The following is a 14,663-nucleotide window of genomic DNA, read 5'->3' as shown; positions in this document are numbered from 1 at the left end:
TCAGGGTGTGTTGCGTTTTGCGCAATGGTGGTGTTGCGCCTTGCTCACCCCTCACTGGACAGCGCGGGGGCGGCAAACTAACCGCCGCGCATGGACAGCGCTCACCTCCCCGATTCCATCCTCATCGTCGACTTCGGCAGCCAGGTCACCCAGCTCATCGCACGCCGCGTGCGCGAGGCGGGGGTCTATTCCGAAATCGCGCCCTTCACGCAGGCCGAAGAGGCCTTCCACCGGATGAAGCCAAAGGGCGTCATCCTCTCGGGCAGCCCCGCCAGCGTGCCCGACCGTGACAGTCCGCGAGCGCCGGAAGTCATCTTCGAAAGCAAGGTCCCTATCCTCGGCATCTGCTACGGCCAGCAGGTCATGACCGAGCAGCTGGGCGGCGAGGTTCGCCCCGGTCATGAAACCGGTGAAGGCGGAGAGTTCGGCCGCGCGTTTTGCGAAGTGACCGAGGAATGCGTGCTGTTCGACGGTCTGTGGCAGCCGGGCGAAACGCACCAGGTGTGGATGAGCCACGGCGACAAGGTTACCCGCATCGCCGACGGCTTCCGCATCGTCGCCACCAGCCCGGGCGCGCCCTTCGCGCTCATCGCCGATGACGAGCGGCGCTACTACGGCACGCAGTTCCACCCCGAGGTGGTCCATACGCCCGACGGCGGCAAGCTGCTCGCCAATTTCGTGCGCCATGTCTGCGGCCTCAAGGGCGACTGGACCATGGCCGAATTCCGCAAGACCAAGATCGAGGAAATCCGCGCGCAGGTGGGTGACGGCAAGGTCATCTGCGGCCTGTCGGGCGGTGTCGATTCCGCGGTTGCGGCGGTCCTCATCCACGAAGCCATCGGCGACCAGCTGACCTGCGTTTTCGTCGACCACGGCCTCATGCGCATGAACGAGGCCGAACAGGTCGTCACCCTGTTCCGCGACCATTACAATATCCCGCTGGTCCATGTGAACGCCGAAGAAATGTTCCTCGGCGGCCTCGAAGGCCAGACCGACCCTGAAAAGAAACGCAAGTTCATCGGCGGCGCCTTCATCGACCTGTTCGAGGCCGAGGCGAAGAAGATCGGCGGCGCGGATTTCCTTGCGCAGGGCACGCTCTATCCCGACGTCATCGAAAGCGTCAGCTTCACCGGCGGGCCTTCGGTCACCATCAAGAGCCACCACAATGTCGGCGGCCTGCCCGAACGCATGAACATGGAACTGGTCGAGCCCTTGCGCGAACTGTTCAAAGACGAAGTGCGCGACTTGGGCCGCGAGCTTGGCCTGCCCGATGTCTTCGTCGGCCGTCATCCTTTCCCCGGACCCGGCCTCGCCATCCGCATCCCGGGCGAGGTCACCAAGGAACGGTGCGACATCCTGCGCAAGGCCGACGCCATCTACTTGGAAGAAATCCGCAACGCAGGGCTCTACGATGCCATCTGGCAGGCCTTCGCCGTGCTGCTACCGGTCAAGACCGTCGGCGTGATGGGCGACGGGCGCACCTATGACAGCGTCTGCGCCCTGCGTGCCGTGACCAGCACCGACGGCATGACCGCCGACATCTATCCCTTCGACGCCGCCTTTTTGAGCCGCGTAGCGACGCGCATCATCAACGAGGTCAAAGGCATCAACCGCGTGGTCTACGACTACACGTCGAAGCCGCCCGGCACGATCGAGTGGGAATAGGGTCGCACCCTCGGGGACCCACTGGCGCAGCGGGGCATTGTTCCTCCGAAAGGGAGACCCGAATGACCCGTTCCAAGCTCTTGGCTGCCACGGCGGCCACCCTTGCCCTCGCGGCCTGCTCCACCACGCCGGATGGCAGAATTGCGAATGCCTGTGACAGCGGCGGCACCATCGGCCTGTTCGACACTTCGCGCGACCTGCTGGTGGCGAATTACGACAGCAAGCCCGATGTTGACGATTTGCAGGCGGTTGCCGGGCTTGGTTCGGTGCTCAAGCATCCCGACTTCGCCTGCGTCGATTATGTCGCGACTTCGGGCGCCTATGGCTCGCAGGGCGGCGAATATCTCGTCGCGCCGGAACTGTTCAACCTTGCGTTCGGCGACAATTGGCTCGACGCGCATCTCCAGCGGGGCAAGACCATCGATACACTTGCCGCGAGGATGCAGGCGACTATTGCCGAAGGGGGCCGCGTGTGGGTGGCCGAGGCGGGACAGTCGGATGTGACGGCGGCTGCGGTCGAGAAACTGCCCAAGGAGATGTGGACCAGCGTCCATGTCGTCCAGCACAGCTACTGGAACGAGAGCATGTCCTCCAAGGACGCGATGCAGACGGTGGTCTACAACACGCGCTATCACCGTATCCAGGACGGCAACTTCCCCGACAACGGCTCGCCCGCTTTCAACACTAAAGACGGCTCGCATTGGGGCGCGCTGCTGAACGACCCCGTGGTCGGCCCCGTCTGGGCCGAGGCGAAGCGCCTGTCCGACTTCCACAACCCCAAGGCCGCCTATGTGAATCCCGCTGTCGCAGCCGGAGGCCTCGACTTCTCCGACACCGTCGAAATCGCCTATATCTTCGGCTTCGACGACATGGCGGGCGTGGGTGATTTCGTCGAACGGTTCGCGTCCAACGACTAGGAACGTCGGCCCCGGCGGTCCGTTCGAGACCTGATAGCTGACCAGGAAGGGACCGCCATGAAAATCTCGACACTAGCGCTTGCCGCCACTGCCACCGTTGCCCTCGCCGGGTGCGAAACCATGCAGCAGACCTACACCGAAGCCATCTCCTCGACCTATACGGCAGAACTTTCGGGTGCGAATGAAGTGCATCCCGGCGACCCCGACGGGTCCGGCACGGCCGACATCAGCTTCGCCGACGAACTCACCCGCGTATGCTGGGACCTCAACGACCTCGAGGGCCTCGGACCAATCACCGGCGTGCATATCCATCGCGGCGCAGCCGGTGTCGATGGCCCGGTCGTCCTTGCCCTGAAGCAGGCCACGGAAGGCGGCTGGCGCGGCTGTTCCACCGAGACCGGTTGGGTGCAGCAAGCCTTCGACGAGGGGCTGCAGAACTATTACGTCAACGTCCACACGGTCGAATACAAGGCAGGCGCTATCCGCGGACAGCTTCGTCCGTAAGGAGGCGCACTGCGGGTGAGCGACCAGTTCGACTTGGGACCTGACCCGCGCGCCGAGGCGCTGCGGCGCATGCAGGCGCTTTTGGTACAGCGCTTCGGACGTATCGAGCGCGCAGCGACCGAATGGCGGCGGCCCGAGTGGGTGTTGGTGCAGGGCGTCATCGGCGCGCGGACCAAGTCCGAAGTCTCGAATGCGGCGACCGATCGGCTGCTCAAACGCTATGGCAGCTGGGAAGGCGTGGCCGAGGCTCCGCTGGAGGAGTTGCAGGCGGAGCTCGCCACCCAGACCTATCCCAACATCGCCGCCGAGCGGCTGAAGGCGAGCCTTACCGCACTCATTGAGCGGCGCGGGTCAGTCGACCTCTCGCATTTGGCGGAGATGGAAACGCTGCCCGCCATGCGCTGGCTCGAGCAGCTACCCGGCACCGGGCGCAAGATTGCCGCAGGGGTGATGAATGCGAGCACGCTCGACCGCCGCGCCATCGTCCTCGACGGGCACCACACGCGTATCCTCCAACGCATGGGGCTGGTGCCGCCAAAGGCCAGTACCGACCGCGCTTTCGAGGCCATCATGCCGGTCATGCCCGAAGAATGGACCGGTGCGGATTTCGACGAACACCACCTGCTGATGAAGAAGCTCGGCCAGACCTTTTGCAGGCCCGCTGCGCCCGACTGCGCGAACTGCCTTGCGCTGTCGCTGTGCAAGACGGGTGCCGAGCGGGTCGGGCAGGGCTGAGCCTCCATGCTGGACGAAGCACAGGTCGAGGAAGCATACCGTATTCTCGCGCGCGCGATGCCGGGGCGTACCCGCGGGGCCAAGGGGCCGAAGGGGCAGCCGGACGCTTTCCGCTCGTGCATTTCCTGCATGTTGTCGGCGCAGTCGCTCGACCGCAATACGGCCAAGGCTGCGCGCGCGCTCTTTGCGATGGCGACGACGCCCGAAGAGATGCTCGAACTCGATGACCGCGATATTGCGGCGGCGATAAAGCCGTGCGGGCTCTACAACAACAAGACGCGTTCTATCCGCCGTTTCTGCGAAGCTTTGCTGGCGGAGCACGGGGGCGTGGTGCCGGGCACGCGCGAAGGGTTGATGGGCCTGCCCGGCATCGGGCGAAAATGCGCCGATATCGTGCTCAGCTTCACTTTCGGGAAAGACGTGATTGCCGTCGACACGCATGTCCACCGTGTCTGCAATCGCATCGGGCTGACGCAGGCGAAGACCGCTGACAGGACCGCCGAGCAACTGGAAGACCGATCACCCCAATGGGCGATGCGCGACGGGCATTTCTGGCTCATCCAGTTCGGCAAGCGCGTCTGCACCGCGCGCAGCCCGAAATGCGCAGTGTGTCCGGTCAATCATTTGTGCGAATATTACGCCGCTACCACTTGAGCCCGGCGTCGATGGCTTCCTGCTGCTGCGGAGTGATCTCGAGGCCCAGCACCTTCTTGCGGTGAGGGAAACAGCCGAAGCGGACAATCGCCTCGCGGTGCTTGCGCGCATAATCCAGCGCATCGGGGACGAGTTGTCCGAACCTCAGGACCGACTCGTTCTGGTCCGCCAGCCATTCCGAATGCATCAGCGGCATCAGCGCGAATTGTGCACGGGCAGGTTCCATCGCTTGGGTCCAGCCTTCGAGCAGCATTCCTCGCGCGATTGCCTGCGCTTTTTCGTCCCAGGCATACGCCAGTCGTGTGCCGCGATGAATATTGCGCGGTATCTGGTCGAACAGGATTGCCGCGGCGAGCGCAGTTTCGGGGTCGCCGAGGAAGTCTTCTGCATCGCGCTTGCCTTCGCGTTCCAGCGCCTCGTCAAAGCGTTCGCGCAGCATGGCATCGATCTCGGGAGTGGAATTGTACCAGTGGTCCGGGTCGACTTCATCGAACCAGAGGCTCAGCAGCTCTTGGAAAATATCCTTATCCCGATCAGGCAAACTCATGCCTCAGGACGCGTCGGCATCGCCCATGCGGTAAGGCACGAAATCATCGAGCACGATGAAGCCCGAGTAGAAATTGCCCGCGCGGCTGTAGGTAGTGATCTGATCGCTGCGGCACAGCGAGTTGCCGCTGAACTTGCGGATCACGAGATAATCATTGTCGTCGATGGCATTGGGGTTGCGAGTGCGGTTCACCCAAATTGTGTCACCGCTCCTGTAGACCAGCGCGGTATCGTCGATCTTGGTCAGCGAGCGTGACCGTGTGGTGCGAATGCAGCGTTCCGGTTCGCCCGCGATACGGCCTTCGAGCATTTCCTGCAGCTCGGCTTCACCGCGGGTCATTTCGACCTCATCCTCTGCCTGGAGGGCAGGTGCAGCGAGCAGGCCGAGAGCGGCGGTGGCAAGCGAGAGGCGTTTGAGCATGGCGAGTCTCCTCATGTATATGAGAACATATATCAAACGCCGGGTGAATGCACGCTGAGCGGGCGTTTCTGCCCTTAGCCAGTGCCGCCCACGGTGATGCCGTCGATAAGCAGCGTCGGCTGGCCTACGCCGGCGGGCACGCTCTGGCCGCCCTTGCCGCAGATGCCGATACCTTCGTCCAATGCCATGTCGTTGCCGATGCCGGTCACGCGGGTGAGCACGCTGGGGCCGTCGCCGATGAGGGTCGCGCCCTTGATGGGATGGACGATCTTGCCCTTCTCGACCTTGTAGGCCTCGGTACAGGCGAAGACGAACTTGCCGCTGGTGATGTCGACCTGCCCGCCGCCGAAGCTGGTGGCGTAGATGCCGTCGTCGACACGGCTCAGCAGTTCTTCGGGGTCGTCATTGCCGCTGCGCATGAAGGTGTTGGTCATGCGCGGCATGGGCGCATGCTGGTAGCTTTCGCGGCGGCCATTGCCGGTCGCTTCCACGCCCATCAGACGCGCATTGAGGCGGTCCTGCATGTAGCCCCTGAGGATACCGTCTTCGATGAGCACGGTCTCGCGGGTTGGGGTGCCCTCGTCGTCGATGGAGAGCGAACCGCGGCGCTCGGCCATGCTGCCGTCATCGACCACGGTGACGCCGGGGGCTGCCACGCGCTCGCCGATGCGGCCCGAGAAGGCAGAGGTGCCCTTGCGATTGAAATCGCCTTCGAGACCGTGGCCGACGGCCTCGTGCAACAATACGCCGGGCCAGCCGGGGCCGAGGAGGACAGTCTGTTCGCCTGCGGGCGCGGCCACGCTGTCGAGATTGACCATCGCCTGCCGCACGGCTTCGTCGATGCCGTTCATCCATGCGCCCTCGTCGAACAGGCGGTCATAGAGATAGCGTCCGCCCATGCCGTAGAAACCGGTCTCGCGGCGGCCGTTCTGCTCGGCGACGACCTGGATGTTGAGGCGTACCAGCGGGCGGATGTCGCGCGCGGTGTAGCCGTCGGGCCGGATGATCTCGACCACGCTCCAGTTCGCCAAGAGGCTGGCCGAAACCTGCGCGACGCGCGGGTCCTTGGCGCGCGCCACCGCGTCGATTTTCTCGAGCAGCGCGACCTTTTCCTCGAACGGCACGAGGTCGAGCGGGCAGGCGTCGGTGTAGAGGTGGCGGTTGGTGCGCTCGGGCGGAGCGGCGAGCGGGCTGGTCGTCGCGTCGAGCAGCTTCAGCGTCTCGCCGGCGCGCTGGATGGCGGCGGGGCTGACGTCGTTGGCGTGCGCGAAGCCGGTGGTTTCGCCCGATACGCCGCGCAGGCCAAAGCCCGAATCGCGGCTGTAATCGGCGGTCTTCAGCCGTCCGTCGTCGAACCCGAAGGCTTCGGAAGCAATGAACTGGAGGTAGAGTTCGCCATCGTCGCAGGGCGCGAGCAACTTGCGGGTGAGCGCCTGCGCTTCTTCGGGGCTAAGCTTGTTGCCGTAAACGAGGGCGAGCGGGTCGGTAGCCGTAAGGGTCATGCCATCCATGTAGGGAGGCATGCGCCCAAAGGCGAGGGCTTACCGGCGGTGTGGCCGGCGGCCTTTATCGATGGCCGGGGTCGCCGCCTTCGGAAATGTCCATCAATTCGCGCTGGTCGACGCCGTCCGCCGGGCCGCCTTCGAGGATGAAGCGGCGGTCGCAATAGCCGCAATCGACATAGCCGTGCTCGTCGATCTTGAGATAGACCTTGGGATGGCCGAGGGCAGCAGGCTTGTAACGCTCGCCGCTGCGGATGTCGGTTGCACCGTCGCACCACACGCTGCGCGTGGTGACCTTGGACACTTCGGGAGGAGGCAGACTCATGGAACGCGCCGATAATGGGTTTTGCCGAACGGCTCAAGCGGTGGCGTTCTTGTTTTTCGAACCGACCTCCGTCGGTTCGTCCTCGCTAGACGTGCGGCAAGCCGCACCCGCTGCGGGCGGGCGGTCGCCCTTGCCGGGCCGCCCCCGGCCCGGAACTTGCGCTTGATAGCGATGCCTTAAGAGGCCAAGTGGCTGCGTATGACCACGCCTCCTGCCATCCGCATCGACAATCTCGTCAAGGAATATGCCTCGCCCGGACCGGGGGAGCCGCCCAAGCTGGCGCTGAAGGGCGTCAGTTTCGACGTGCCGCAGGGCGGGGTGTTCGGCCTCCTCGGTCCCAATGGCGCGGGCAAGTCGACGCTCATCAACATTCTTGCAGGGCTGGTCCGCAAGACCAGCGGCTCGGCGGAAATCTGGGGCTTCGACATCGACGACAACCCGCGCAACGCCAAGCGCTCGATCGGCATCGTGCCGCAGGAAATCGTCTTCGACCCCTTCTTCACGCCCTTCGAGGTGCTGGAGAACCAGGGCGGGTTCTACGGCATCGGCAAGAAGGACCGCCGCAGCAAGGATTTGCTCGCCGCCGTCCACCTGTCCGACAAGCGCGATGCCTATGCGCGCACGCTTTCGGGCGGGATGAAGCGCCGCCTGCTGATTGCCAAGGCGATGGTGCATTCGCCGCCCATCCTCGTGCTCGACGAGCCGACGGCTGGCGTGGACGTGGAGCTACGCCGCCAGCTTTGGGAACTGGTACAGGAGCTGAACTCGGAAGGCGTGACGGTGGTACTGACCACGCACTATCTCGAAGAAGCCGAGCAATTGTGCGACCGCATCGCCATCATCAACCATGGCGAACTCATCGCCAACAAGCCGACCAAGGAACTGGTCGGCATGGCGCGCGAGAAAATCGTCTCGGTCAGCGTCGACAAGGACCTGGGCGGCCCGATCATGGAAGAGGCCTTCCTGAAGGCGGAGGTCGTGAACGAGCGCCGCCTCGACATCACCTATGACCGCGACAAGGCCAGCGCGGGCCAGGTGCTCGCTCTGGTGCAGTCACACGGCTATGCAATCGAGGATGTCACCACCCGCGAGGCAGACCTTGAAGATGTCTTCGTGCAGTTGACGGGCGCGGGCTGAGCCGCGCCCTTCATTCCGGCCTGATCAGCCGAAGGTGCCCGGTCCGAGCCCTGCGTCCTTGACGCGCAGAACGTCCCATACGAACGGCTCGATTTCTTCCATCGGCGTTTTGCAGCAGCGACACTTGCCGACATGCGAGCCACCGGCCTTGCGCATATTCGTGTGATCGACCTTATGACGCCCGAACGCGCAGGCGAGCATACCCATTTTCATTGTTTGCGACCCTCCAAGATCCCGTGCGCCCCCACGTTTCCCTGTCGATTCATGCATATCGCGGCCTTGTCACATTTTAACCTTATTATCGGCGAATCGTTCTCTGCTTGCCGCGATGCGATTGGATGGCCATGAGTGCGGCCATGAGCGAAACGCATGATGTCCTCGTTATCGGCTCGGGTGCAGCCGGTCTCACCGCCGCGCTCGAACTGGCGCAGAGCAAGAAGGTTCTGGTGCTGGCCAAGGGCAAGCTGGACAGCGGCTCGACCGCATGGGCGCAGGGCGGGATTGCCGCCGTGCTCGACGCGGGCGACACGTTCGAGAACCACATCCGCGACACGATGGTGGCGGGCGGCGGCCTCAACGACCTCGAGACGGTCGAGTTCGTCATCGAACGGGCACCCGCCGCCATCGACCGGCTGTGCGAGCTCGGCGTGCCCTTCAACCGCGAGGAAGGCGACCTCCACCTCACCCGCGAGGGCGGCCATTCGCACCGCCGCATCGTCCATGTGAACGACGCAACCGGCTGGGCGGTGCAGGCCGCCTTGCTCAAGGCAGCGGAGGAAAATCCGAACATCACGCTGCTGCCGCACCAGAGCTGTATCGACCTGATCACCGGGCGCAACCAGAAGGAATTTTCAGGCTCGGGCCGCGTCTGGGGCGCCTATGCGCTCGACGAGGAGACGGGCGAGGTCGTGACCCATGTCGCGCGGGCGACCGTGCTCGCTGCGGGCGGGGCGGGCCGCGTCTACCTCTTCTCCACCGCGCCGCGCGGCGCGACCGGCGACGGGATTGCCATGGCGTGGCGGGCGGGCGCGCGCGTCTCCAACATGGAAATGATGCAGTTCCACCCGACCTGCCTCTACAACCTCGAGGTCAAGAACTTCCTCATCACCGAGGCCGTGCGCGGCGAGGGCGGGCGCTTGTTCAATCCGGTGACGGGCGAGCGCTACATGGAGAAATACGACCCAGAGCGCATGGAGCTGGCCCCGCGCGACATCGTGGCGCGCGCCAATGACGACCAGATCAAGCGCTACGGGCTCGACTATGTCCACTTGGACATCAGCCACTTGGCCCCCGAATTCGTGATGGAGCATTTCCCGACCATTCACGAAAAGCTGATGGGCCTCGGCATCGACATGACCAAGGGGCCGATCCCCGTCGTGCCCGCGCAACACTATACCTGCGGCGGCGTGAAAATCGGGCTCGACGCCAAGACCGACCTGCCCGGCCTGTGGGCAGCAGGCGAATGCACCGAAAGCGGGTTGCACGGCGCCAACCGCCTTGCGTCCAATTCCCTTCTCGAATGCTTCGTCTTCGGCGAGGCGGCGGCGAAGGACATCCTCGAATGCTGGGACAAGCTCGACGACCCGCCCGAAATCCTGCCGTGGGACGAAAGCCGCGTGACCGATTCCGACGAGGAAGTGGTCATCAAGCAGAACTGGACCGAAATCCGCCGCTTCATGTGGAACTACGTTGGGATCGTGCGCACCACCAAGCGGCTCGAACGCGCCGCCCACCGCATCCGCATGCTGCGCGAGGAGGTGGAGGATTATTACGGCCACTTCCGCGTGACCACCGACCTCATCGAACTGCGCAACCTACTGGAATGCGCCGACCTCATCGTGAAGAGCGCCTTGAAGCGGCACGAGAGCCGCGGGCTGCACTTCATCCTCGACTATCCCGAGACCGACAGCGTCGCACGCGACACCGTTCTGGTTCCGTAAAGCTGCCGGGCGATAACATCTTCCACGGTCAAATCGCGGGAGGATGATTTCGATGTTTCGCAAGTCTGCACTGGCAGTGGGCGCATGGGTACTTGGTGTTGCTGCGCCCGCGCAGGCGACACCGCCCGACCACGTCGTCATCATCGACACGCCATTCGGAGTGAGCGGCGAGACGCTCTTCGTCCTCCGGCACACGAGCGACAATCTTGGGCTTCACACCGCGCAAAGGTCGGAGACATGGCTTGTCGCCATCGATGCGGCGAGCGGCGAGGAGACGTTCTGGCCCGTCCATGCCGTCGAGCGCCACAGCGAATGGGTCGAGGAAACAGGCGGCGAAGTCTGGAAGGTGACCAGCGACGTGCCCGAAGAGGCGGTCAATCCCTACGCCATCCTCGCCGAGCACGGCGGAGCGACGCTCGCGGGCAGTCCGGGCAGATTCGATAGCGAGGCTCCCGCAGCGAGTGTGTCTGACGGCATCATTTCGGTAGAATATCAGCCCGACCGGCGCTTCGTCCTGCGCGCTGAGGAGGCACAGGCGCGGCATGATGCCGCGGTCGCGGCCCTGGCGAACAAGGTTGCGAATGTCGGAAGGATGGCTCCGGTGACGACCCGCGACGTCTTCCTGGGCACACTTGCAGGCGAAGCGACATGCACCTTCACCTCGCTTGGCTGGCCGCTCTGGTTAACGCCCGGCGAGAAGGCCTACCAGCCGATCCGCGTCTCGTGTCCGGCCTGGGACGGAGCGGAAGGACACTCGCTCATCCAGCTCTTGCCGTAGCAACCGGCAGCGTCCCGCTAGGGAGGGCCGCACCCGAAGGCGAAGGGCCACTGGGGCGCCGGTGTGCCTTGCCTTCGGATTTACCTCGGTACCGCCGGAAGGCTGGAACGATCTTCATGCCGCCACCGCCTGCGCGGACGGGTCGCTATACAGGGAAAAACGCAGCGCCTCCGAAATGGTGGAGGCCTGGGCGGCGCAAGAGGTCAGCCGTTGGCCGCTCCGCGCCGCTTGTCGCTGCGCATCGACCAGTCGTCCATCGCAAGCTCGCTGACGAGCGCCGAAGGCACGGGGATGAGGAAGGAAATGCCGACCGCCTCGCCCAACTGCCACGCGACCCTCCCGCTGGCCGAATAGCCGGGGAGCAGCGTCACTTCGCAGCGCTCGCCGATTTCGGCAGCGAGGTTGGGCGATTCAATCATGCAGCCGGCCTGCGACAAATTGCGCATCGTTCCGAAATGCGAAATACCGCCCAGCTCGAACCGCACGCTGCCGCGCGTGGTCATGCGTTCGGTATTTCTGCGTTCGATACTCATGGTGACCCTCTCACCCTCGTTCATTAGTATAGGAATTATTACTGCCCCCTGAATTGTATTCTTTCGACAAGGTGCTGTGGATATTTACTTAATCTTTACTATGAAATGACGCAGCAAGTGAGCCCGTTGGTGACTGCTGGACAGCGGCCCCGAATTTTGGCCTATTGCTCCTCGCAACAGGAGCAGGAGAACACGCGTGCCGAAGACCAAGGCCAACGGGATCGAGTTGCATTATGAAGAACATGGCAATCCGTCGGACCCGGCCATGCTGCTCATCATGGGTTTCGGCGCGCAGCTGACGCTCTGGCCCGACGAACTGGTCGAGGCGCTCGCGGCTGAAGGCTTTCGCGTCATCCGCTACGACAATCGCGATATCGGGCTCAGCCACAAGTTCGACGGGGTGAAAGCGCCGGGGCTGGTCAAGATGACGCTGATGTCAAAGATCGGCCTTACCCCGCGCGTGCCTTATACGCTCGCCGACATGGCCGCCGACGGTGTCGGCCTGCTCGATGGGCTCGGCATCGACAGGGCCCATATCGTCGGGGCGAGCATGGGCGGGATGATCGCCCAGCATGTCGCGGCGCGATATCCCGAACGCTGCCTCAGCTTCACCCAGATCTTCTCGACCACCGGCAATCCCAAGCTTCCGGCGGCGAAGAAGGAGGCGCTCCAGGCGCTGGTAACGCGGCCCAAGAGCGAGGAGGAGGAGGCGCTGGTGGAGCATGGCATCATGCTCGCACGGACCATCGGCTCGCCTGCCTATCCGGCACCCGAAGACCGTTTGCGCGAACGCACGCGCACCAGCGTACGCCGCAGCTTTTACCCGCAAGGGCCCACGCGGCACCTCTCGGCGATCGTCGCCGACGGAGATCGCAGCGCCATGCTTCGCGACATCAGCGTGCCGACGCTGGTGCTGCACGGCGAAGACGACCCGCTGGTGCCGTGCGAAGGCGGACGGGATACCGCGAACTGCATCCCCGATGCGAAGCTCACGACCATTCCCGGCTGGGGACATGACCTTCCCCTCGAACTGGTCGACCGGCTCTCGAGCGAAATTGCCGGACACGCGCGGGTCGCGACGGGCCGAGCCTGAGTTGCGACGAGTGTAGTTCGGGCTATGCGCGCATTCGGACCGCGGGTCGCGTGAGGCAAGGAGTCGGTTGTGAGACCAGGTTTCTTGTAAACGCTGGCGCAGTCAAAAGCTGCACGAGCTTGGAACGAATGACGCGTTAAGCGTGGCAAAATTTCCAAATTGCACGTTTGCGGCATGCAATATTGCATCATTTGACACACCGGTGGGACAGGTTCATTTTCAGCAACGGTCGTCGAACGCTCCCGCAGGTGCTCGATGGCCGGATCGACCAACGACCGTCTCCGCTTGAATGTTTTAAAAATTGGAAGTCGCGATCACTGCGTAACTCTCTGCGGCCGATCATCGCTTTTCGTCAGAAAAAGGATGATCATAATGACTAAGATACTTACCCTCCTTCTCGCTCTCGTCTGTTCGGCAGCCATGCTGGCCGAGCCACTCTCTTCCCAGTCCATTGTCGTCACGCCCGAGAACGCGCGGGCGCAGTTTGTGGAACGGGTCTCGCAGGACCTCGACCACCAGCTTCTTCGTGCTTCGCGCTGGGGGGATGACTATGGCGAGGGGATTGCCGTCGTGCGCTTCACGCGTGGCGCAGATGGAGAGCCCGAGAATGTCCGCCTCTATCGCAAGACCGGCACTTACGGACTGGACCGCACTGCGGTACGCGCCGTCAACCGCCTGGATTCGATAAAGACCGTCCCTGCGGGCATCGCCGATGACCAGGTCTATCAGGCGAATATCATTTTCGCCAACAACGACCGCAGCCTCGTCAGGCTGTCCGACAAGCTCGATGCCGAAGAGGCAGCCCGCCTCGCGATGGGCGGCAACGAGCGCCGCGTCCTTGCCTTCGGCTATGTGGCGCTGACCCCGGCCTCCTGACGGTGCACTCCTTTCCGGTCGGCCCCTCCCCCTAAGAGCATGCCGTCTGGAACGCCCCGGTGTCGTACCCATTTCTGCGGGAATGGTGCGCCGCCGGGGTTTGCTATGGGTGACCCAAATCAGCAGCCCGCATGAAGGGCGGCGATCGAGCGGGCGAGGTTGGCGCGCGCTTTCATCTCGAACCGCTCATATCCCCAATCGCTGAAATACAGCCGCTCGCGCGCGGCGAAACCTTCCAAAACGGCGGAACGCCCCTTGCGAAAGGCATCCTCGGGAACGTGGGCGTATTCGCGCCGTATCTGCCGTTCGTAGATGTCGAACCGCTCCTCGCTCGCTCCGAGGATGGCGAGATCCATGTCGAGGAAATGTGCGATATCGCTGGCGGCGCCCGGGGGCGCCTCGGGCATCCGGTGGCCTTCGGTGGCGAGAATCGCCGTCTCGGCAAGCACCAGCGAGGCCGCGCCGATGGGCGGATCTGTCTCCACGAGCAGGGCCGCGCTTTTGCGCTCGTTATCCCTGGCACGCGGATCGTAGATCGCGTCGTGGAAGAGGATGGCATGGAGCACGCCTGCCTTATCGTGGATCAGCGCCTCGATGCCGCGCAGGTGGCCGAGCAGCGCCTCGACATGGCTCCAGTCGTGATAAAAGCGCTGCGGCTCGGCGTGACGCTGTTGAAGGTCGCGCAGCAGGTCGGGCGAAATCGTGTCGAGCATGCGCTGACCCTACGTCCCCGGAGGATCCCCCGGCAAGAAAATTGCCAGCCCCGATTCGATTGATTCACAAGTCCGCAGGGCAATTTCTGCCCGCATAATTTTTTGCACCAATGCGTTTTTGGGCTTGCGCGAGCCGCAAAGCCAGCTTGGTCCACGCGTCGCTGCATCGCATCAATTTGAAAGGCAACGTTGCATGGGACAAATGCACGTTAAAATTTCGTTCACCCCCTTGCGCCCGACTCTGCTCTGATTCAGTATCTAGTGGTCGGTTGCCTGGGGGTACACACAAGACCTAGCGATTTGCACCTTCCTCCCCATATGGAG

At 63.7% G+C, this 14,663-nt stretch carries 17 protein-coding genes; 10 read left to right on the top strand and 7 right to left on the bottom strand.

Annotated features, from left to right (window positions below; genetic code table 11):
* Nucleotides 1–90: 90 nt before the first annotated feature.
* The 5 genes from guaA (at nt 91) to K3152_RS09880 (ending at nt 4,475) form a co-directional block, all read left to right on the top strand.
* Nucleotides 91–1,665 (top strand): glutamine-hydrolyzing GMP synthase, encoded by a 1,575-nt coding sequence (guaA, locus tag K3152_RS09900; protein ID WP_221573956.1) that lies wholly within the window; start codon nt 91–93, stop codon nt 1,663–1,665.
* A 62-nt stretch (nt 1,666–1,727) separates the two neighbouring features.
* Nucleotides 1,728–2,582, top strand: a complete 855-nt coding sequence (locus K3152_RS09895; RefSeq protein WP_221573955.1) for a hypothetical protein — start codon at nt 1,728–1,730, stop codon at nt 2,580–2,582.
* A 57-nt stretch (nt 2,583–2,639) separates the two neighbouring features.
* Nucleotides 2,640–3,086: a CHRD domain-containing protein gene (locus tag K3152_RS09890; protein ID WP_221573954.1), complete on the top strand. Its 447-nt coding sequence runs from the start codon at nt 2,640–2,642 to the stop codon at nt 3,084–3,086.
* Between the two features lie 15 nt (nt 3,087–3,101).
* The gene (locus K3152_RS09885; RefSeq protein ID WP_345719794.1) at nt 3,102–3,821 is read left to right on the top strand and encodes an endonuclease III domain-containing protein; all 720 of its coding nucleotides are present in this window, start codon (nt 3,102–3,104) and stop codon (nt 3,819–3,821) included.
* A 6-nt stretch (nt 3,822–3,827) separates the two neighbouring features.
* Complete coding sequence (locus K3152_RS09880; protein ID WP_221573953.1) at nt 3,828–4,475, top strand: endonuclease III domain-containing protein; 648 nt, start codon at nt 3,828–3,830, stop codon at nt 4,473–4,475.
* Here K3152_RS09880 and K3152_RS09875 read toward each other — a convergent pair.
* The 4 genes from K3152_RS09875 to K3152_RS09860 all read right to left on the bottom strand — a co-directional run bounded on the left by K3152_RS09875 (nt 4,465) and on the right by K3152_RS09860 (nt 7,269).
* Nucleotides 4,465–5,022, bottom strand: coding sequence for a DUF924 family protein (locus K3152_RS09875; protein WP_221573952.1), 558 nt, complete (start codon nt 5,020–5,022; stop codon nt 4,465–4,467). The genes K3152_RS09880 and K3152_RS09875 overlap by 11 nt on opposite strands.
* A gap of 3 nt (nt 5,023–5,025) precedes the next feature.
* Nucleotides 5,026–5,442, bottom strand: coding sequence for a hypothetical protein (locus K3152_RS09870; RefSeq protein ID WP_247713340.1), 417 nt, complete (start codon nt 5,440–5,442; stop codon nt 5,026–5,028).
* Between the two features lie 74 nt (nt 5,443–5,516).
* Entirely contained in the window at nt 5,517–6,953 is a 1,437-nt protein-coding gene (gene tldD, locus K3152_RS09865; RefSeq protein WP_425594676.1) for a metalloprotease TldD, read from the bottom strand.
* A 55-nt stretch (nt 6,954–7,008) separates the two neighbouring features.
* Nucleotides 7,009–7,269 (bottom strand): zinc-finger domain-containing protein, encoded by a 261-nt coding sequence (locus tag K3152_RS09860; RefSeq protein WP_221573950.1) that lies wholly within the window; start codon nt 7,267–7,269, stop codon nt 7,009–7,011.
* A gap of 198 nt (nt 7,270–7,467) precedes the next feature.
* Here K3152_RS09860 and K3152_RS09855 point away from each other — a divergent pair, with 198 nt between their 5' ends.
* On the top strand, nt 7,468–8,406 hold the full coding sequence (locus K3152_RS09855) for an ABC transporter ATP-binding protein (RefSeq protein WP_221573949.1): 939 nt from the start codon (nt 7,468–7,470) through the stop codon (nt 8,404–8,406).
* Nucleotides 8,407–8,430: 24 nt separating this feature from the next.
* Here K3152_RS09855 and K3152_RS09850 read toward each other — a convergent pair whose 3' ends face one another.
* Nucleotides 8,431–8,619, bottom strand: coding sequence for a hypothetical protein (locus K3152_RS09850; protein WP_221573948.1), 189 nt, complete (start codon nt 8,617–8,619; stop codon nt 8,431–8,433).
* A 143-nt stretch (nt 8,620–8,762) separates the two neighbouring features.
* Here K3152_RS09850 and nadB point away from each other — a divergent pair, with 143 nt between their 5' ends.
* Both nadB and K3152_RS09840 read left to right on the top strand, forming a co-directional pair.
* Entirely contained in the window at nt 8,763–10,346 is a 1,584-nt protein-coding gene (nadB, locus tag K3152_RS09845; protein WP_221573947.1) for an L-aspartate oxidase, read from the top strand.
* A gap of 52 nt (nt 10,347–10,398) precedes the next feature.
* Nucleotides 10,399–11,124 carry a hypothetical protein gene (locus K3152_RS09840; RefSeq protein ID WP_221573946.1) on the top strand — a complete coding sequence of 242 codons (726 nt, stop codon included), beginning with the start codon at nt 10,399–10,401 and terminating at the stop codon, nt 11,122–11,124.
* 203 nt (nt 11,125–11,327) lie between these two features.
* Here K3152_RS09840 and K3152_RS09835 read toward each other — a convergent pair whose 3' ends face one another.
* Entirely contained in the window at nt 11,328–11,657 is a 330-nt protein-coding gene (locus K3152_RS09835; RefSeq protein WP_221573945.1) for a PilZ domain-containing protein, read from the bottom strand.
* A gap of 196 nt (nt 11,658–11,853) precedes the next feature.
* Between K3152_RS09835 and K3152_RS09830 the strand changes: the two genes are divergently transcribed.
* Together K3152_RS09830 and K3152_RS09825 are read left to right on the top strand one after the other, a co-directional pair.
* Entirely contained in the window at nt 11,854–12,750 is an 897-nt protein-coding gene (locus K3152_RS09830) for an alpha/beta fold hydrolase (protein ID WP_221573944.1), read from the top strand.
* Between the two features lie 372 nt (nt 12,751–13,122).
* Nucleotides 13,123–13,626 (top strand): energy transducer TonB family protein, encoded by a 504-nt coding sequence (locus K3152_RS09825; RefSeq protein WP_221573943.1) that lies wholly within the window; start codon nt 13,123–13,125, stop codon nt 13,624–13,626.
* 119 nt (nt 13,627–13,745) lie between these two features.
* On the opposite strand, the gene K3152_RS09820 is transcribed toward K3152_RS09825, so the two are convergent.
* The gene (locus tag K3152_RS09820; RefSeq protein WP_221573942.1) at nt 13,746–14,339 is read right to left on the bottom strand and encodes an HD domain-containing protein; all 594 of its coding nucleotides are present in this window, start codon (nt 14,337–14,339) and stop codon (nt 13,746–13,748) included.
* Between the last annotated feature and the right edge of the window lie 324 nt (nt 14,340–14,663).

It is taken from the genome of Qipengyuania polymorpha, from assembly GCF_019711435.1.
In the GTDB taxonomy this organism is placed as follows: Bacteria; Pseudomonadota; Alphaproteobacteria; order Sphingomonadales; family Sphingomonadaceae; genus Qipengyuania; species Qipengyuania polymorpha.
This window is presented reverse-complemented; position numbering and strand designations above follow the sequence as displayed.